We start from the raw sequence: 17,707 nt of genomic DNA, 5'->3' as shown, positions 1-17,707 counted from the left end.
CCGCGTGACCGAGCTGGCCGAGCTGGCCCGGTTCAGCGCGCAGCTGCCATTTGGCCTCGATGACTTTCAGCAGCGGGCGTGCGCGGCGCTGGAACGGGGTCACGGCGTGCTGGTCTGCGCGCCGACCGGCGCCGGCAAGACGGTCGTCGGCGAATTCGCCGTGCACCTGGCGCTGGCGGCCGGCGGCAAGTGCTTCTACACCACGCCGCTGAAGGCGCTGAGCAACCAGAAGCACACCGACCTGACGCTGCGTTACGGCCGTGACCGGATCGGGTTGCTCACCGGCGACATGTCGGTGAACGCCGACGCGCCCGTTGTGGTGATGACGACCGAGGTTTTGCGCAACATGCTCTACGCCGATTCGCCTGCGCTGCAAGGTCTTTCGTACGTAGTGATGGACGAGGTGCATTTCCTCGCCGACCGGATGCGGGGCCCGGTGTGGGAGGAGGTGATCCTGCATCTGCCCGACGAGGTGCGGGTGGTCAGCCTGTCGGCGACGGTGAGCAACGCTGAGGAGTTCGGCGGCTGGATCCAGACGGTGCGCGGCGACACGACGGTCGTCGTCGACGAGCACCGGCCGGTTCCGCTGTGGCAGCACGTCCTGGTGGGCAAGCGCCTGCTGGACCTGTTCGATTACGAGAACGAGAAACCGGCCGCCGATCGTCAGCCGCGGGTCAATCCCGAGCTGCTGCGGCACATCGCGCATCGCCGCGAGGCCGACCGGATGTCGGACTGGCAGCCGCGCCGCCGCGGTGGTGGGGGGCGCCCGGGCCGGCCGCGGTTCTACCGCCCGCCGTCGCGGCCGGACGTGATCGCAACCCTGGATTCCGAGGGCTTGTTGCCGGCGATCACCTTCGTGTTCTCCCGGGCGGGTTGTGACGCCGCGGTCCAGCAATGTCTGCGCTCGCCGCTACGGCTGACCACCGAGGAGGAGCGCGCACAGATCGCGGAGGTGATCGAGCACCGGTGCGGGGATCTCGCCGACTCCGACCTCGCCGTGCTGGGCTACTACGAATGGCGGGAGGGTCTGCTGCGCGGGCTGGCGGCCCACCACGCCGGGATGTTGCCGGCGTTTCGGCACACCGTCGAGGAGCTGTTCACCGCCGGCCTGGTCAAGGCGGTGTTCGCCACCGAAACCCTGGCGCTCGGCATCAACATGCCCGCCCGCACGGTGGTTCTCGAGCGGCTGGTGAAGTTCAACGGCGAGCAGCACATGCCGCTGACGCCGGGCGAGTACACCCAGCTGACCGGGCGCGCCGGCAGGCGCGGCATCGACGTCGAGGGCCACGCGGTGGTGCTGTGGCATCCCGCCGAAGAAACCACCGAGCCGTCCGCGGTGGCAGGCCTGGCGTCGACGCGCACTTTCCCGCTGCGCAGTTCGTTTGCGCCGTCGTACAACATGACGATCAACCTGGTCCAGCACATGGGCCCCGAGCAGGCGCATCAGCTGCTGGAGCAGTCGTTCGCCCAATATCAGGCCGACCGGTCCGTCGTCGGCGTGGTGCGTGGTATCGAACGCGGGCGCCAGCTGCTCGACGAGATCGCCGCCGAACTGGGCGGGGCCGATGCGCCGATCTTCGAATACGCCCGGCTGCGGGCCCGGATTTCCGAGCTGGAGCGCGCGCAGTCGCGCGCGTCGCGATTGCAACGACGGCAGGCGGCCAGCGCGTCGCTGGCCGCGCTGCGTCGCGGGGACATCATCAGCATCACCCACGGCCGGCGCGGGGGACTGGCGGTGGTGCTGGAGTCGGCCCGCGACAGCTCCGACCCGCGGCCGTTGGTGCTCACCGAACATCGCTGGGCGGGACGCATTTCGTCGGCGGACTATTCGGGTGCCTCGGCGCCGGTCGGATCGATGTCACTGCCCAAGCGGGTCGAACACCGGCAGCCGCGGGTCAGGCGCGACCTGGCGTCGGCCCTGCGATCCGCCGCCGCCGGGCTGGATGTCCCGACAAAGCGCGGTCGCGGGGGCGGCTCCGACGACGACGGCGCGTTTCACGACCCGGAGCTCGCGTCGTTGCGCGAGCAACTGCGCCGGCACCCCGCCCACAACAGTCCCGGCCTGGAGGAGCGGATGCGGCAGGCCGAGCGCTACCTGCGCATCGAACGCGACAACGCCCAGTTGGAGAAAAAGGTTGCCGCAGCGACCAATTCGCTGGCCCGGACCTTCGACCGGATCGTCGGTCTGCTCACCGAGCGTGCGTTCATAAAAGGCCCGGCCACCGATCCGCGCGTCACCGATGACGGCCGGTTGCTGGCCCGCATCTACAGCGAGAGCGACCTATTGGTCGCCGAATGCCTGCGCACCGGCGCATGGGCGGACCTAAACCCGGCCGAGTTGGCGGCGGTGGTCTCGGCGGTGCTCTACGAGAGCCGCGGCGGGGACGGCCCCGGCGGCCCGTTTGCCGCCGACGCACCCACATCGCGATTGCGGCAGGCGCTGAATCAGACGTCGAAGCTGTCGCTCGCGCTGCGCGCGGACGAGCAAACCCACCGGATCGGCCCGAGCCGCGAACCCGACGACGGCTTTGTCACCGTGGTTTATCGCTGGGCGCGGACCGGCGATCTGGCCGCGGCGCTGGCCGCCGCCGATCCGGCGGGCACCGGTTCGCCATTGTTGGCGGGCGATTTTGTACGGTGGTGCCGCCAGGTGCTCGACCTGTTGGACCAGGTCCGCAACGCCGCCCCGGACGCTGAGCTGCGAGCAACCGCCAAGCGCGCTATCAATGAGGTTCGGCGCGGCGTCGTCGCAGTTGACGCCGGGTAGGCTGAGCCCGAGCTACGGTGGCAGCCAAAGACCAGAGGCGAGGAGACACGATGAGCGGACCCCACGGATCGGACCCGGGCCAGCAATGGCAACCGCCCGGCGAGGGTGGCGATCGGTCCCAGGAACCGACCCAGGTGGGATCGCCGTGGCAACAGCAGCAGCCCGCCCAGGAGCCGACGTGGCAGGCCCCGGCGTACACGCCCCCTGCCGAATACCCGCAGTACCAGCAGCCGACCGAACAGGCCTACCCCCAACAGCCCGGTCAGTATGGTCAGCCGGGTCAGTACGGCCAGCCTCAGTACGGGCAGCCCGGCCAGTACGGCCAGCCTCAGTACGGTCAGCCCGGCCAGTACGGCCAACCGACCCAGTACGGCCAGCCCCCGTACGGTCAGCCCGGCCAGTATGGCCAGCCGGGTCAGTACGGCCAGCCCGGCCAGTACCCGCAGCAGTACCCGACCTACGAGCAACCGGGTAAGAAGCGTTCCGTCGCGCTGATCGGCGGCATCGCCGGGGTGATCGCGTTTCTGCTCATCGCCGTCGTGCTGGTGCTCGGCTTCTGGGAGCCCGGGTTCTTCGTCACCACCAAACTGGACGTCAACAAGGCGCAGCAAGGCGTGCAGCAGGTCCTTACCGACGAGACCAACGGCTACGGCGCGAAGAACGTCAAAGACGTCAAGTGCAACAAGGGCCAGGACCCGACCGTCAAGAAGGGTGGCACGTTCGACTGCAGCGTCAGCATCGACGGTGCCACGAAGCACGTGACGGTGACGTTCCAGGACAACAAGGGCACCTATGAGGTGGGCCGGCCCCAGTAGTCCGCCCCCAGTAACCCGTCAGCCGGGCAGCGCGTCCAGCGCTTTCTGCAGGCGGCCGATCGACGACCCGACGCCCAGCTCGGTCGCCAATTCGGCGGTCCGCTTGGGGTGAGCGGCGGCCAGCGGTAGCTTGTCGGTCGGTGTTGAAAGCGTGACTGGCGCGTCGGTGGCCACGCGCACCACGTGGCCCGCGGCCTCGATGTAATCGGTGGCGGCAAGCAATTTCGCCCGTAGGCCTTTGGCCATCTTGGATTTCGGATCGTGTGCGGCGGCGAGGATCCGCTCCAGCGAGCCGTGTTGGGCCAGCAGGGTGGCCGCCGTTTTCTCGCCCACGCCGGGCACACCGGGCAGGCCGTCGGACGGATCGCCGCGCATCAGCGCCAGTTCGGCGTAGGCGGCCCCGGCCCGATCCGCCGGGACGCCGTATTGTTCGGCCACCTCGGCGGGCCCGAACAGCGTCGCCTTCGACAGCCCGCGGCCCAGGTAGAGCACCCGGACCGGGACGGGATCGTCGGCGACCACCTGCAGCAGGTCGCGGTCTCCGCTGACGACCACGACTGGGTCGCGGCGCTCGCGCGCCGCCAGCGTGCCCAGCACGTCGTCGGCCTCGAAACCTTCCGCGCCCGCCGTCGGAATCCCGAAAGCGTCCAGCAGTTCCATGATCATGTCGATCTGGGGGGTCAGGTCGTCGGGCACTTCCTCGATGTCGGGCTCACCCGGCGGCTCCGGCTCGGCGACCCGATGCGCCTTGTACGACGGGATGAGGTCCACCCGGAATTGCGGTCGCCAATCAAGGTCGAGACAGACCGCGAGCCGGGCGGGCCGCTGCTGGGTGATCACCACGGCCATCGAGTCGATGAAGCCCCTCACGGCGTTGACCGGCCGGCCGTCGGGGGTGGTGATCGACGACGGCACCCCGAAATACGAGCGGAACCACATGCTGGCGCCGTCGAGCAACAACACGGGTGCGGGCATGCCGGCTATGGTCTCACGCCGCCGAACACCGGCGCGGGTTAGCCTGGCTGCCATGGATTCTGACCGATTCGACGCCGCGGTGTATGCCCGCCGGCTGGCCGCCGCGGCCGCCGCCACCGCCGACGCCGGGCTGGCCGGCCTGGTGATCACCCCGGGCTACGACCTGCGCTACCTCGTCGGTTCGCGAGCCCAGACGTTCGAGCGGCTCACTGCGCTGGTGCTGCCGGCCTCCGGTGCGCCGACGGTCGTGGTGCCGCGGCTGGAGTTGGCGTCGTTGCGTGCGTCGGCCATTCCGGAACTCGGCCTGGCGGTGCGTGATTGGGTCGACGGCGACGATCCGTACCGGTTGGTGGGCGCCGCGCTGGGTGGCGGCCCCGTCGCGACGGCTGTCACCGATTCCATGCCGGCGGCGCATTTGTTGCCGCTGGCCGGTGTGCTCGGCGTGCTGCCGGTGCTGGCCACCGGCGTGCTACGCGGGCTGCGGATGGTCAAGGAGGAGTGTGAGATAGACGCGCTGCGCAAGGCCGGCTCGGCCATCGACAGGGTGCATGCGCGGGTGCCGGAGTTTCTGCGTCCGGGCCGCACCGAGGCCGACGTTGCCGCCGACATCGCCGAAGCCATTGTGGCCGAAGGGCATTCGGATGTGGCGTTCATCATCGTCGGCTCCGGCCCGCACGGCGCCGACCCGCACCACGGTTATTCGGATCGTGAACTGCAGATCGGCGACATCGTCGTCGTCGACATCGGGGGAGCCTACGAGCCCGGATATCATTCGGACTCCACCCGCACCTACAGCATCGGCGAACCTAAACCCGATGTGGCCCAACATTATTCGGTGCTGCAGCGAGCCCAGCGCGCGGCGTTCGACGCGGTGCGTCCGGGGGTCACTGCCGAACAAGTCGACGCGGCCGCCCGCGATGTACTGGCCGAGGCCGGGCTCGCGGAGTTCTTCGTGCACCGCACCGGCCACGGCATCGGGCTCTCGGTCCACGAAGAGCCCTACATCGTCGCGGGCAATGACCTTCCGCTGGCCGCGGGGATGGCGTTTTCCATCGAGCCGGGCATCTACTTCCCCGACCGCTGGGGCGCCCGCATCGAGGACATCGTCGTGGTGACCGAGGACGGCGCGCTGGCCGTCAACAACCGGCCGCACGAGCTGATCGTGGTGCCCGCGTCATAGCGATCGGGACAGCGGCTGTGCGCGTAGGTTGGGCGTGGTGTCAATCCTGGACCTAGCCCTGCTTCCGATCCGCATTGCACGACACGTCACCGACGCGGTGTTGCACCCCGTCTCGCCCCCGCCGGCGCCGCCCGCTGAACTCGTCGTGGTCGACGGCATGCCCGAGGGGGCGCCGCCCGCAGCGCGCCGGCCCGAGCCGCAACTTCCGGCGCCGGCCGGATGGCCGTTCGGCGAGGAGTTCCCGCGCACCTGCGGTAGCGGCCGGGTGGCCGGCGGCGCCCTGTTCTGGACCGACTTCCTGTATGACGACCACGGGGCGACGGGCCTGCCGGTCGGCGACCTGAAAATCCAGGCGCCGCCGCGCGGCACCTACGTCTATCCCGACGGCCCCGCGGCCGGCAACGGCGCCGACATCTTTCGCGTCGCCATCGGGCTCACCGACACCCACTCGTGGTGGCGGATCGACTGGAACACGCTGGTGGACGCCTCGGTGCCAATCGCGGTGTTCGCCTTCGACACCGGCCCGAGCCGGTCGGCGCCGGAGCAGTGGCCGGCCGGGGCGGGCGTGCGCTCCGCGGGTATCGACCGGGCCCTGCTGGTTTCGGGCCGCAGCGCCGCACTGATCGACCTGACCACGGGTGTTAGCACGCCGGTGCAGCACAGCGTCGACATGGCGTCGCGTTCGTTCGTGGCGCAGGTCCCGCGGGCGTTGGTGGACCCGGCAGGCAGCTGGACCGTGCGGCTGGTCGCGGGTTTGGCCAACGCCGTGGGGGACGGGTTCGCCGATGTGCCCGCCGGACATGGCGCGCTGCCTGGACAACCGAACGTCTATAACGTGGCATTTCGCACCAACGCGCAGGAACCACCGCACCTGAACTTCTGGTCCGATGCCGCCCAGGCCGCGGCCCTGACGCGGGGCGACGTGTCGGAGTTTGCGGTGACGGTGCAGTGGGAGCAGCTGGCGGCGGGCGAAACCACGCCCGAACCGGTGATCACCGGCCCGTCGACGCGGTGGTACGTGTCCTCGGTCGAGCTCGGGCAGGGCGTGGAACAAGGCTGGGCGGCGGAAAATATCTTGAGCACCAAGCCGCAATTCCTCGGCCGGGTTCAGCCGTATGCGGTATGCCTGCCTTCGACGTATGCGCCTGGTCTGCCGTTGACTCTGCTGCTGCACTCGCTTGCGTTGGGGCAGAGCCAGTTTGCCGCGATCGATCCGCGGCTGCTGCACGAGGTGTGCGAGGGCCGCAATTCGGTGGTGGTAACGCCGCTGGCCCGGGGCCCGTCGACCTGGTACTTCGACACCGGCGAGCTCGACGTGTGGGAAGTGTGGGCGCGGGTGGCCGAACAGCTGGGCACCGACCCCAATCGCACTGTGGTGTCGGGTTATTCGATGGGCGGCTATGCGGCCTACAAGTTCGGGCTGAGCTATCCGGAGGTGTTCGCGCAGGCCGTCGTGCTTGCCGGCCCGCCGACGTGCGGCGTGCGCCTGCTGCCCGATGTCGACATCCCCGCCGACCTGGACCCGGATTCGCCGTGCGCCCGCGAGGGCGACACGTGGAAGTTACTGGTGAACGCCCGCTGGCTGCCGTATGTCATTGCCCACGGGTTGGTCGACGAACTGGTGCCGTTCGCATCGGCCGCCGAGCAGGTGCTCGAACTCGACCGCCTCGGCTACCGACACCGGTTCACCGTGTATCCGTTTGAGGATCACATCGCCTGGGTGTTTCAGGACAAGTTCGCGGATCCGATCGCTCACATGGGAACCGGTGTGCGCCAAGCTGATCCGGGCCATATCACGTTCGCGTGGTATCCACAGCTGGTGCGGGCCGACCTGGGTATCGGTCCCGATCGGGCGTGGTGGGTCTCGGAGCTGACCGCGGATCCGGCGGTTGCCGCTCGGCGCGGGGCGGTCGCATCGGTGGATGCGCGGTCGTATGCCCGGCCGGATCCCACGCACACCGTTCGGCATCGCCGCGGCGTCATCCTCAACTTCGAGCCCTCGCCCGGGTTGTACAGCGAGCTGGATTGGCGCGTGGGATTGCCCGTCGACCCGCTGCCGTATCTGACGTTGCGATTGAGTGGGGTTGCCAGTCTCACAGTGGATCTGCGGCGCGCCGGGTTGGCGTCGTTGCCGTCGTCGACGATCACGGTCGCCGCCGACTCCGCCGCGCGGATCACGCTTGGCGAACTACCCGCCGGGGTTGAGGTGCGCCTCGACGGTGAGCCGGCGGGATCGACCGTGGCGATGCCACCGGGACGGCACCGAATCACGTTGGGGGCCGCGGCTCGCTAACCGAATTTGGCAGAGCCGGGCCGCACCGCTCGCAATTGCGCGGCGTTGCGCTCCTCCATGTCCGTGAACCCGTTCGCGGCCAGGTGTGCGTTCTTGCCGACCGTCGTCAGCGTTTCCTGGTGTGCCTGCAGGGTTTTCACATGCTGAGCATGCGCCGACGTGACCGCCTCGTGAAACGATTCGGCCGCGGCGAACTGACCGAACATCCCGGGCGTCAGCGGCCCGCGCGCCAGGTGACCCGCCGCCTCCTGGGCGTGCCCACCCGCGCGGTGCGACTCGTTGCCCCCCGAATGCAGCAATCCCGTGTCGACTTCCATCGCTCATCCCTTCCGAACAGGAGTCACTCTAATACGGAGGATTTGCTGGTCAATTCACCTTTGGCCGACTGTCGTTGTGCTGCAGGCCTTGAACCACGCGAGGTGATAGTTCGCGGATGTCTTGTCTCCGGTGATGAGTGCATCGATGGCGGCCAGCAGCTGCCAGTTGCCAATGTCGGTGGGGTCCACGTGGTCGGGATAGTTGTCGAGGACGCGGGCGCTGATCGTGGCCAGGTGCTCGTGCAGCTGGTCGACTTCCTTGTCCAGCACGCCGGTTCCCGCGGACGCCGCTTTGGCCAGCGTGTGGGCAAGCCGCGGCAGACCGTCGCGCCATTGGGTGGCTTGGTTGAGCTCCCAGCCGAGTTCGTCGATGTCGGGTAGTCGCCGAGCGCGCGGCGACGTGACGACTGGTTCGTCGTCCTCGGGGATGTGGTGGATCGGGGTGTAGCCGGCGGCGACGCTGACTTCGCCGAGGAGGGCCTCCAAGTCGCCTCGGCGTCGTTCGGGGGGCAGCAGCTTGACCGCGGATGGGAGATCGATGCCCGGGGGGATCCAGCCGCTGGCCAGATCGGTTGCCAGCACGGTGGTGTTGTCGGGGCGGTCGCCAGCTGCCCAGGCCAGCCGGGGTTGTTGCCGGGCGACCGCGAAGACGAGCCGCTGCAGGCGGGCCCGGGCGGTGGCGTTCGCCGATGCCGCGCCCGCAACCGCGCCGGTCGCCGTGGCCGCGACGGCCTGGGATCCAAGGCTCGACGGTGACGATGGCGGCATCGGCACGGCTTCTCGACGCACCACGGTCGGTTGGGCCGGCGTGGCCTGCCCGGCTGTCGGATGGACGGGCGCCGAAGCCGGCGTCGTCGAAGGCGGTGCGCTCGGCGGCGCGGAGGGCGCTGTGGCTGCTGAGATCGAGGGCCTGATGTCGGAGGCGTACGCGGGAAGCGGACCCGACGGCGGGGCCGCGGCCGCAACCGGTCCTCCCGTCGTGGCTGGCCCCGCGACCACCTGCGGCGCCGGCGTCGCGTCGGCCGTTGGCGTGTGCGCGACGGGCGGCGGTGCATCGAACGCCTGCGCTGTTACCGGGGCGCTCACGCCGGCCGACGGCGTCGTTGCCGCCGTCGGGTCTGTCGGCGCCGTTTGGGGCGGCGGAATCGCACCGGCTGCATTCGATAACGGCGCGCCTGTCTGCAGTCCCTGGTCGAAGCTCTGCATCAATTGCGCTGGGGTCGTGCCTTGCACAGGGCCCGTCGGAGCCATCGGCGTGCCACCGGTCAAGGGGCCCATACCAGCAGAAGGCATCGAACCCGTGCCTGGTGTGGACAATCCCGAGGTTGGGATCGGAGCGGCGTGGCCAGCGACCGTTGCGGATGGCGATGCTGGTGCGGGACTCGGCGCAGGAGCCGATGTCGGTGGGATGCCGCCCGCTTGGGTGAAGCTCATCGGCGAGCCAGTGGGTGGTTTTGGCGCAGGTTGTACGGGCGCATTGACCGCATTGTTTGTGAATGCAAGTGGGCCAGGGGGAGGGTCTCCTTGTGGAACAGGGGCTTGTGGTGGAGGGGCTTGAGTCGTCACGAAGTTAGTGGATTCTTGGTGTGTTCCAGCGTTATTGGAGAATCCCGCTGTTGGGCTGGTGGAATTCTGCAACATCGTCCGTACGCGGTCAGTCAGGTCGCCCTCGTCTTGGGGCGGCCGAAACATTTGCCCGACATCAAGGCCGTGGGATTGCGCGAACTGACGGGCGGACTGCCCTGTGGCCTCCTCATCCAGGATCCGCTGCATCGCATCGAAGACATTGCCGCTATATTTCGCGGCAGCAAGACCGGCCAGCGCTCGATACTGGTTTATGGCGGCCACAATCTGCGGCACCTTGGCAGCCGCGGGCTCTTTGGAGTCCTGGATCTCTTTGATCCGTTGATTACCCTCGTTAGCCAAATTGGTCAGATCGTGCTGGAGGCTCTCCATGCTGTCGTAGGCAGTGCTGTACGCGCCTTCCTTGGTGCCGTTCTTTTCAGCAATCCGTCGCGCTTGATCCTCACCTTGCCGGAAAGCGTTACGGAGATCGTCAGCCGTATAGCCCTGCTGTTCGGCGAGCGGACCGGTTTGCGCATTGCGAAGCATATCTGCGAAATGCACAAACCCAGCTTTGATTTGCCCACGATTCATCTTCCCGTGTGAAAGCGCCGTCAGGTCTTGGTCATCAGGCCACTGATCACCAACGAGCAAAAATGACCATTCACCAGGCGGGAAAATCATTTGCACAAGCTCTCAATTGTTGAGTGAGCTTCGTCCCCCGCGCGCAGTAGCGGGTCTAGTTCCGGGTCCGAATTAGAAAGGCCGTCCAAATAGTCAACTGTCATCTCCTGATAGACATCGGCTAGCTTTCGAACGGCTGCCGCGAGATCGGGCGGCGTCGCCGGTTCCTTGGCCAGTTTCGTCATGAGGTACCGGCTCCCAACATCGAGTACTTGCCGCGTGCTGGTCGCAACCGTCAGAACCGCGTTCGGGTCCGAACCCCCAGATCGTGCCCCCGCCATATCGCCTGCCTTCCGTACTTGCTGATAGGCGGCGCAGACGCTGGCCTTGGCGTCGGTGATCTGCTGTTGGCTGTAGGTAACCGGGGGCGCTGCAGGCGTGGGTTTACTGTCCGACGCAGTACGGAACCACGAACCAACCGCGACGCCGAGGGCGACAAGCGCGATAAGCAGAGCGGCCACTGCAGTCCATGGCGGACGACGCGTGGATGCGGGCGACCCCGCAGGCGGCCAAGGAGGTGGTGGCAAAGGAGTAGGTGGCATGGGAGGCAGATGCGACACAGAACTAATGGTATCGCTCACAGGCGAGTGTGCTAGTCACTCCCAGCGGGGGACGAATATCGGGTGTAACGCTGGCTCTTCGATTTCACATAGGATTAGTGAATACGGGACGCAACGGGCTCATTTACAGAGTCTTTCAATTGTTAATGTTGCGTCATTCCCGGCTTGCAGTGGCGACGACATTTGAGATTCATTCCAGCCATTCAGATACTCGACCACAAGTTCTTGGAACACATCGGTGAGTTTTCGGATCGACGTCGCGAGCTCATGGGGCGTTGCCGGCTCCGCGGAAAGCACAGTCCGAAGATATTCGCTGCCGGCGAGGAGAGCTTGTCGCCCGTTCAAAGCGAACGCTAGTTGCGAAGTCGAGTCCGTGCCCTCTTCTCGTGCGGAACTCGCTTTGACCGCACTCTGGACTTTGTCGTAGGCAGCGCACACCTTGGCTTTAGCGTCGGCGACTTGTTGGTCTGTGTAGGTTGGCGCCGGCGGCGGCTTGGTTGGCACCGGTCGGAACCAGCCAACGATCTCCACGGCGAGCGTTACCAGGAGAGCTACGTCACTAATGCGAACATTGGCCACCGCCGCGGCCGGGTGGGTGGCATCCCGGGCATCCAAAGGGGCGGGCTGGGCGGCAGATTTTGGGGCGGAGGCAGATCCTGCACGTTCCGATCGTATCGTCTGAGAGCCAAGATTCAGCGTTCCCGTGCGGCACACATCGGACGGGTGCAGCTGGAAGAAGAATTCGAAACTCATTGCTGGACACTTGCTCTGATGCTCAACCCGTGCCGTAACCGTGTCCGCCGGAGCTGCCCTTTAGCGGCTTGAGTCCGCCTCGTCCTCGCGCTTGTGGTCGGGCAGCAGGATGCGCCGACTCGCAATCGGTTTGCCCTCACCGCGTTTGGTCACTTCGGGTGTCGGCGGGGGCGTAGTGATACGGCCTTGCACCGGCGCGCCGTTCTTTACGGACGGCGCAACAACGCGTTTGGTGTCGGCCTTTGCATCGCTGCCCGTCCCGCCCGCGCCGTGCATGGCGCCCGGCGGCATCATCGGCATCGCACCCATCGCGCCCCTTTGCACCGCCGGCTGTGTCGACGCGTTGGCTGGCGGCGGCGTAGCGCCATGAGCCGATGCAGGCTCAGTACCCGCGGACGGGGCGGGAAGCGGCCCGAGCATCGCCGTCGGTGTGGTTGCGCCCAGGCCACCGCCGCCTAGACCACCACCGCCGCCACCGCCAAGTTCACCCGCACCGCCCTTAGCCCCGAGCAACTCACCTGGAATGGCCTCGCCTGTCTGCGCAGCTCCACCGTGCTGTAGGCCGCTCATACCTGCTTGCATCGCTTGCTGCCCGATCTGAGCGACCTGCTGTGTCATCTGGCCCAGCGGTTGCAGCAAGCCGCCCAGGGCACCCGAGAGGCTGCCGGCAAGGCCGGACGCCATCTGCGGGATCTGCTGAAGCATCTGCGACATCTCATTTTGACCGCCGGAAGCGGCCAGCTTCGCCGATGAATCTGCTTCGTTGGCAGGGAATTTGGTAAGGGCGTCACCGGTTTTCATGCCACGCTCGTCATACCCGGCCTGCGCAGCGGTCATGTCACCGGGATCGCCGCTATTTGACGCCATGCCAAGGATTTTCAGCAGTTGGCTGATGTACGAGCGACCGGCAGCAAGCGGATCGGGCGGGATGCCTGGAGGCGGCGGCGAATCACTCAGCTGTGCGAGCTGATCGAGAATTATTTGTATCCGGCCGTCGCCCCCACCCATCACGCCCTCCTGGGCACTGTGGCGCGGAACGGGTTGAAAGGATGATCAGCCGAATTACGCGCGGATGGCCGCCCGCGCAGTGCGACTGGTTTACGGCCGACCGCGGCCAAACCAGCGCCGATCACCATCACAACCCTTCCTCAGCTATCAACATTCTCGGTACCCGAATCATGCAGGTCCGACCTATATTGTGCCCCCGCGTCCGCTGATTGTGAGGCTAACGACGGCTTTGATGCCGGTCAATTCACCTGGCCCCGCGACGCCACGAGGGATTGTCGACCCGGCGAACCAACCGCGCGCTACTCGCTACGGTCGAGCAGATCCGACGACCCCAGCACCCGCTCCACTTGCACCTCAATGACCACCCGCCGTGGGTTGGCGCGGGGGGTGCGGTAGCGCTGGGCGTAGCGCAGCTCGGCGTCGCGCACGGCGTCGACGTCGCTGTTGACCTTGGACCGGCCCTCCAGCGACAGCCACCGAGCCCCGTCGACCTGGCTGAGCACGGCCACCCCGCCACGGTCGGCGTTGACGGCCTTTTGAGAGCCGCCGGTGGTGATGACGCGCGCGATATGCGTCTTGGGATCGAAGGTGAAACCCACGGCCACCACATGCGGCGAATTGTCAGCGCGAAGCGTGGTCAGCATCGCCAGATGACGTTCGGACAGAAACGCCAGAGCGTCGTCCGTGAGCCGCGTAGTGGTGTTCGCCATCAACGCCCACGCTAGCGCAGGTCATAATCGCAGCCGTGGATGACACGGGCGCAGGTCCGGTACTAATTCTGGGCGGTCGCAGCGAGATCGGCATCGAACTCGCGCGGCGCCTGGCTCCGGAAAAGGCGGTGATACTGGCCGCGCGCCGAGCAGATCAGCTCGACGAGCAGGTGGCGACGCTCACCGAGGCCGGGGCCGCGGCGGTGCACACCCGAGAATTCGACGCGGACGACCTCGCTTCGCACGGTCCGCTGGTCGCGTCGATCGTCGCCGACCACGGTCCCATCGGCACCGCGGTGCTGGCCTTCGGGATCCTCGGCGACCAAGCCCGCGCCGAGGCCGACGCCGCCCACGCGATCTCCATCGTGCACACCGACTACGTCGCCCAGGTCAGCATGCTCACGCATCTGGCCGCCGCGATGCGGACTGCCGGCACAGGATCGCTGGTCGTGTTCTCCTCGATCGCCGGAGCGCGCGTGCGCCGCGCCAACTACGTCTACGGCTCGGCGAAGGCGGGCCTGGACGGCTTTGCCAGCGGCCTGGCCGACGCGCTGCACGGCACCGGGGTGCACCTGCTCATAGCCCGGCCGGGATTCGTCGTCGGGCGCATGACGCAGGGCATGACGCCCGCGCCGCTACCGACCACCCCGGAAAAGGTGGCCGCCGCGACCGCGCGTGCGCTCGTCAAGCGCCGGCGCACGGTGTGGATCCCATGGGCGCTGGGGCCCGCGTCTGTCGTGATGCGGCTGCTGCCGCGATTCGTCTGGCGAAGGATGCCGCGATGATCACCGTGGTCGGTATCGGCGCCGACGGCATGCCGGGGCTGGCGCCGGCATCGCGCGCCGAATTACAAAGGGCAACAATCATTTACGGTGCAAAACGACAACTCGCCCTGCTCGACGACACCGTGGCCGCCGCCCGCCGGGAGTGGCCGTCGCCGCTGCTGCCTGCCCTGCAAGCGCTGCCGCTCGACGACGACATCCACGTCGTCGCCAGCGGCGACCCGCTGACGCACGGCATCGGCGGCACCCTGATCCGCCTGTACGGCACCGAGAGGGTGCGGGTGCTGCCGCACGTCTCGGCGGTGACGCTGGCGTGCGCGCGCATGGGCTGGAACGTTCACGACACCGAGGTGATCAGCCTGGTCACCGCGCAGCCACACACGGCGGTGCGCCGGGGCGGCCAGGCGATCGTATTATCCAAGAACTCGTCCACGCCGAAAGCGCTTGCGGTACAACTGAACACCCACGGCCGGGGCGAGTCCGGATACAGCGTGCTCGAAAACCTCGGCGGCCCAACCGAACGCCGCCGCGACGGCACCGCGCGCCAGTGGGCCCACGACACACCCACGGACATCGACGATCTCAACGTCATCGCCGTCCGCTACCTGCCCGACGAACGCGTGTCACCGCTGCACGACGACGCGTTCGCCCACGACGGGCAGATCACCAAACACGGAATCCGCGCGGTGACCTTGGCGGCGCTGGCGCCGCGGCCGGGGGAGCGGCTCTGGGACGTCGGCGCGGGCTCGGGCAGCATTGCGGTCGAGTGGTGCCTGCGCTGGAAGGGTTGCAGTGCGGTGGCTTTCGAATGCGACGAACGACGCCGCCTCAACATCGAATCCAACGCCGCCGCCTCCGGCGTGGAAATCGACGTGCGCGGCGAAGCCCCGGACGCGTTCGATGGTGCCCCACCACCGTCGGTCATCTTCATCGGCGGCGGCATGACCCGGCCGGGTCTGCTCGACGCGTGCCTCGACAACCTGCCCACCGGCGGCAGGCTGGTCGCCAACACCGTCACCATCGAGTCCGAAGCCGTTCTGTTGCAGGCATATTCACGCCTCGGCGGCCAACTCCGCCGCTTCCAGCATTATCGGGCCGAGCCGCTGGGCGGCTTCACAGGGTGGCGCCCGCAGCACCCGGTCACGCAATGGGCGGTGACCAAACCATGACGGTGTACTTCATCGGCGCCGGCCCCGGGGCGGCCGACCTGATCACCGTCCGCGGCCAGCGCCTGCTCGAGTGCTGCCAAACATGCCTCTACGCCGGTTCGATCATGCCCGACGAGCTGCTGGCGCTCTGCCCGCCCGACGCGAAAATCATCGACACTGGCCCGTTGACGCTCGACCAGATCATCACCGAAATCGCCAACGCACACACCGCCGGCCACGATGTTGCCCGGCTGCACTCCGGTGACCCGTCGCTGTTCAGCGCGCTCGCCGAACAGTGCCGCCGACTCGACGCGCTGGGCATCGACTACGAAATCGTCCCGGGTGTACCGGCTTTCGCCGCCGCCGCGGCCGCGCTCAAACGCGAACTCACCGTTCCCGGGGTGGCGCAGACGGTGACGCTGACTCGGGTGTCCACCCTGTCGACGCCCATGCCCCCCGGGGAAGACCTACGCACCCTCGCCCAATCCGACGGCACCCTGGTCCTCCACCTGGCCGCCGCGCAGATCGACGCCATCGTGGCCCAACTACTAGAAGGCTACCGACCCGAAACACCCACCGCGGTGGTGGCTTTCGCCAGCTGGCCGCGGCAGACCGTGTTGAAAGGCACCCTCGCCAGCATCGCCGGGCAAATGCATGACGCGAACATCACCAAGACCGCCGTCATCATCGTGGGCGACGTGCTGGCCGCCGAGGGATTCACCGATAGCTACTTGTATTCGGCCGCCCGCCGCGCCAAAGGTCCACACTAATGCGGGTGCTGGTGCTCGGCGGCACCGCCGAGGCCCGCGCGCTGGCGAAAACGTTGCACCCAAAGGTCGACATCATCAGCTCGCTGGCCGGACGGGTCCCGGACCCGGCGCTGCCGGTGGGGCCCGTGCGCATCGGAGGATTCGGGGGCCTGGACGGCCTAAGGCGCTGGCTCCAGAAGGAGCGCATCGACGCCGTCGTCGACGCCACTCACCCGTTCGCGGCGACCATGACCGCCCACGCCGCCGAAGCGTGCGACGAATTGCGGATACCCCACCTTGTGCTGGCCCGTCCGCCGTGGGATCCCCGCAACGCCATCATCGTCACCAAAGACGCCGAGGCCGCGGAAGTCGTTGCACGGGAGCGCTATTCGCGCGTCTTTCTCACCACCGGTCGTTCCGGGGTCAACGCGTTCGCCGGCAGCGACGCCTGGTTTTTGATCCGCGCGGTGACCGAACCCGACGCCGCCGTGCTGCCGCGCCACCACGAGTTGCTGCTGTCCCGCGGCCCGTATCGCTACGACGACGAATTGGCGATCATGCGTGAGCACCGCATCGACGCGTTGGTCACCAAGAACAGCGGTGGCGACATGACCCGCGCCAAGCTGGATGCCGCTGCCGCGCTGGGCATTCCGGTGGTGATGGTGGCTCGCCCACCGCTGCCGGCCGGGGTGAAGGCGGTGGACACCGTGCAAGAGGCGGCCGACTGGGTAACAGGACGAGCCCGGCTGGACTAGCCGGTCAGGTCGTCGCGTTCGGCATCGGCGAGCAGCGCGTCGCGGGCGCGGGCGACCCGCGACCGGATGGTGCCCACCGGGCAACCGCACACGGCCGCGGCGTCGGCGTAAGGCAGCCCCAGCAGCTGGGTGAGCAGCAGGGCCTCCCGTTGTTCGGCGGTCAGACCGGCGATCATCGTCGTTACCTCGACGAGGTCTTCGAAGCCGCGGGCGTGGCGGTCGCCGTTGAGTACCTGCTCGGGATCGGCGCCGGGCGCCGTGCGCGGCCGCGATTGGGCGTGGCGGATGTGATCGGCCACGACACGACGGGCGATGGCCAGCAACCACGTTCGGGCAGTGGAGCGTCCGGAAAACCGTTCAATCGCGCCGATTGCCCGCAGGTACGTCTCCTGCGTCAGGTCGTCCGCGACGCCCGCGTCCGACAGGTAGGTGACAAAGCGCCACACGTCTTGCTGGGTGGCCTTGATGAACGCCTCGAGCGCTCGTGCATTCCCGCGTGCAGCCGACAAAGCGAGTTCGGTAACGGCCTCGTCGTCGCTTGACGCGGTCATGGCCAACCACCTTAGTTGCGCGGGCACGGCGAGTCTACGACGGGTTGTCGTAGAGGCGGCAAGGGGGTCTCGAGACGACCGGTTGATCGGCCACAGG

At 67.8% G+C, this 17,707-nt stretch carries 17 protein-coding genes; 9 read left to right on the top strand and 8 right to left on the bottom strand.

Annotated features, from left to right (window positions below):
- The first annotated feature begins 4 nt into the window (after positions 1-4).
- Both A5745_RS05205 and A5745_RS05200 read left to right on the top strand, forming a co-directional pair.
- Positions 5-2,767 (top strand): RNA helicase, encoded by a 2,763-nt coding sequence (locus tag A5745_RS05205; protein WP_076115342.1) that lies wholly within the window; start codon positions 5-7, stop codon positions 2,765-2,767.
- A gap of 50 nt (positions 2,768-2,817) precedes the next feature.
- On the top strand, positions 2,818-3,582 hold the full coding sequence (locus A5745_RS05200; protein ID WP_076058501.1) for a DUF4333 domain-containing protein: 765 nt from the start codon (positions 2,818-2,820) through the stop codon (positions 3,580-3,582).
- Between the two features lie 18 nt (positions 3,583-3,600).
- Here A5745_RS05200 and A5745_RS05195 read toward each other — a convergent pair whose 3' ends face one another.
- Positions 3,601-4,557, bottom strand: a complete 957-nt coding sequence (locus A5745_RS05195; protein WP_076115341.1) for a 5'-3' exonuclease — start codon at positions 4,555-4,557, stop codon at positions 3,601-3,603.
- A 52-nt stretch (positions 4,558-4,609) separates the two neighbouring features.
- Here A5745_RS05195 and A5745_RS05190 point away from each other — a divergent pair, with 52 nt between their 5' ends.
- Both A5745_RS05190 and A5745_RS05185 read left to right on the top strand, forming a co-directional pair.
- Positions 4,610-5,737 (top strand): Xaa-Pro peptidase family protein, encoded by a 1,128-nt coding sequence (locus tag A5745_RS05190; protein WP_076115340.1) that lies wholly within the window; start codon positions 4,610-4,612, stop codon positions 5,735-5,737.
- Positions 5,738-5,774: 37 nt separating this feature from the next.
- A complete protein-coding gene (locus tag A5745_RS05185; protein ID WP_076115369.1) occupies positions 5,775-8,030 on the top strand; it encodes an alpha/beta hydrolase-fold protein in 2,256 nt (751 codons plus the stop codon).
- On the opposite strand, the gene A5745_RS05180 is transcribed toward A5745_RS05185, so the two are convergent.
- Together A5745_RS05180 and A5745_RS05175 are read right to left on the bottom strand one after the other, a co-directional pair.
- Positions 8,027-8,347 (bottom strand): DUF2563 family protein, encoded by a 321-nt coding sequence (locus A5745_RS05180; protein WP_076115339.1) that lies wholly within the window; start codon positions 8,345-8,347, stop codon positions 8,027-8,029. The genes A5745_RS05185 and A5745_RS05180 overlap by 4 nt on opposite strands.
- A gap of 54 nt (positions 8,348-8,401) precedes the next feature.
- Positions 8,402-9,433, bottom strand: a complete 1,032-nt coding sequence (locus A5745_RS05175; protein ID WP_139329449.1) for a DUF5631 domain-containing protein — start codon at positions 9,431-9,433, stop codon at positions 8,402-8,404.
- 606 nt (positions 9,434-10,039) lie between these two features.
- On the opposite strand from A5745_RS05175, the gene A5745_RS05170 reads away from it, so the two are divergent.
- Positions 10,040-10,516, top strand: a complete 477-nt coding sequence (locus A5745_RS05170) for a hypothetical protein (protein WP_076115337.1) — start codon at positions 10,040-10,042, stop codon at positions 10,514-10,516.
- Positions 10,517-10,590: 74 nt separating this feature from the next.
- On the opposite strand, the gene A5745_RS05165 is transcribed toward A5745_RS05170, so the two are convergent.
- From A5745_RS05165 to A5745_RS05150, 4 genes are all read right to left on the bottom strand, one after another.
- Positions 10,591-11,055 carry a hypothetical protein gene (locus A5745_RS05165; protein ID WP_076115336.1) on the bottom strand — a complete coding sequence of 155 codons (465 nt, stop codon included), beginning with the start codon at positions 11,053-11,055 and terminating at the stop codon, positions 10,591-10,593.
- Between the two features lie 219 nt (positions 11,056-11,274).
- Positions 11,275-11,907 (bottom strand): hypothetical protein, encoded by a 633-nt coding sequence (locus A5745_RS24215; RefSeq protein WP_139329448.1) that lies wholly within the window; start codon positions 11,905-11,907, stop codon positions 11,275-11,277.
- 60 nt (positions 11,908-11,967) lie between these two features.
- The gene (locus A5745_RS05155) at positions 11,968-12,915 is read right to left on the bottom strand and encodes a hypothetical protein (RefSeq protein WP_139329447.1); all 948 of its coding nucleotides are present in this window, start codon (positions 12,913-12,915) and stop codon (positions 11,968-11,970) included.
- 299 nt (positions 12,916-13,214) lie between these two features.
- Entirely contained in the window at positions 13,215-13,625 is a 411-nt protein-coding gene (locus A5745_RS05150) for a F420-dependent biliverdin reductase (RefSeq protein ID WP_076058517.1), read from the bottom strand.
- 35 nt (positions 13,626-13,660) lie between these two features.
- Between A5745_RS05150 and A5745_RS05145 the strand changes: the two genes are divergently transcribed.
- Genes A5745_RS05145 through A5745_RS05130 form a run of 4 tightly spaced genes read left to right on the top strand, consistent with a single transcriptional unit; the run spans position 13,661 to position 17,059 of the window.
- On the top strand, positions 13,661-14,410 hold the full coding sequence (locus A5745_RS05145; protein ID WP_076115335.1) for an SDR family NAD(P)-dependent oxidoreductase: 750 nt from the start codon (positions 13,661-13,663) through the stop codon (positions 14,408-14,410).
- Positions 14,407-15,576: a precorrin-6y C5,15-methyltransferase (decarboxylating) subunit CbiE gene (cbiE, locus tag A5745_RS05140; protein WP_076115334.1), complete on the top strand. Its 1,170-nt coding sequence runs from the start codon at positions 14,407-14,409 to the stop codon at positions 15,574-15,576. The genes A5745_RS05145 and cbiE overlap by 4 nt, the downstream gene beginning before the upstream one ends.
- Positions 15,573-16,325 carry a precorrin-4 C(11)-methyltransferase gene (gene cobM, locus A5745_RS05135; RefSeq protein WP_076115366.1) on the top strand — a complete coding sequence of 251 codons (753 nt, stop codon included), beginning with the start codon at positions 15,573-15,575 and terminating at the stop codon, positions 16,323-16,325. The genes cbiE and cobM overlap by 4 nt, the downstream gene beginning before the upstream one ends.
- Positions 16,325-17,059, top strand: a complete 735-nt coding sequence (locus tag A5745_RS05130; protein ID WP_076115333.1) for a cobalt-precorrin-6A reductase — start codon at positions 16,325-16,327, stop codon at positions 17,057-17,059. The genes cobM and A5745_RS05130 overlap by 1 nt, the downstream gene beginning before the upstream one ends.
- Here the strand turns inward: A5745_RS05130 and sigC are convergent.
- Positions 17,056-17,610 carry an RNA polymerase sigma factor SigC gene (sigC, locus tag A5745_RS24960; protein ID WP_240562958.1) on the bottom strand — a complete coding sequence of 185 codons (555 nt, stop codon included), beginning with the start codon at positions 17,608-17,610 and terminating at the stop codon, positions 17,056-17,058. The genes A5745_RS05130 and sigC overlap by 4 nt on opposite strands.
- Positions 17,611-17,707 lie beyond the last annotated feature (97 nt).

The sequence above is a fragment of the Mycobacterium sp. IS-2888 genome, assembly GCF_001954215.1.
In the GTDB taxonomy this organism is placed as follows: domain Bacteria; phylum Actinomycetota; class Actinomycetes; order Mycobacteriales; family Mycobacteriaceae; genus Mycobacterium.
This window is presented reverse-complemented; position numbering and strand designations above follow the sequence as displayed.

What these genes read in the sequence shown, in the direction of transcription:
- A5745_RS05200 (WP_076058501.1), top strand. Translation starts at nt 2,818, where the DNA reads ATGAGCGGACCCCACGGATCGGACCCGGGCCAGCAATGGCAACCGCCC.
- A5745_RS05195 (WP_076115341.1), bottom strand. Translation starts at nt 4,557, where the DNA reads ATGCCCGCACCCGTGTTGTTGCTCGACGGCGCCAGCATGTGGTTCCGC.
- A5745_RS05190 (WP_076115340.1), top strand. Translation starts at nt 4,610, where the DNA reads ATGGATTCTGACCGATTCGACGCCGCGGTGTATGCCCGCCGGCTGGCC.
- A5745_RS05180 (WP_076115339.1), bottom strand. Translation starts at nt 8,347, where the DNA reads ATGGAAGTCGACACGGGATTGCTGCATTCGGGGGGCAACGAGTCGCAC.
- A5745_RS24215 (WP_139329448.1), bottom strand. Translation starts at nt 11,907, where the DNA reads ATGAGTTTCGAATTCTTCTTCCAGCTGCACCCGTCCGATGTGTGCCGC.
- A5745_RS05155 (WP_139329447.1), bottom strand. Translation starts at nt 12,915, where the DNA reads ATGGGTGGGGGCGACGGCCGGATACAAATAATTCTCGATCAGCTCGCA.
- A5745_RS05150 (WP_076058517.1), bottom strand. Translation starts at nt 13,625, where the DNA reads ATGGCGAACACCACTACGCGGCTCACGGACGACGCTCTGGCGTTTCTG.
- cbiE (WP_076115334.1), top strand. Translation starts at nt 14,407, where the DNA reads ATGATCACCGTGGTCGGTATCGGCGCCGACGGCATGCCGGGGCTGGCG.
- cobM (WP_076115366.1), top strand. Translation starts at nt 15,573, where the DNA reads ATGACGGTGTACTTCATCGGCGCCGGCCCCGGGGCGGCCGACCTGATC.
- A5745_RS05130 (WP_076115333.1), top strand. Translation starts at nt 16,325, where the DNA reads ATGCGGGTGCTGGTGCTCGGCGGCACCGCCGAGGCCCGCGCGCTGGCG.
- sigC (WP_240562958.1), bottom strand. Translation starts at nt 17,610, where the DNA reads ATGACCGCGTCAAGCGACGACGAGGCCGTTACCGAACTCGCTTTGTCG.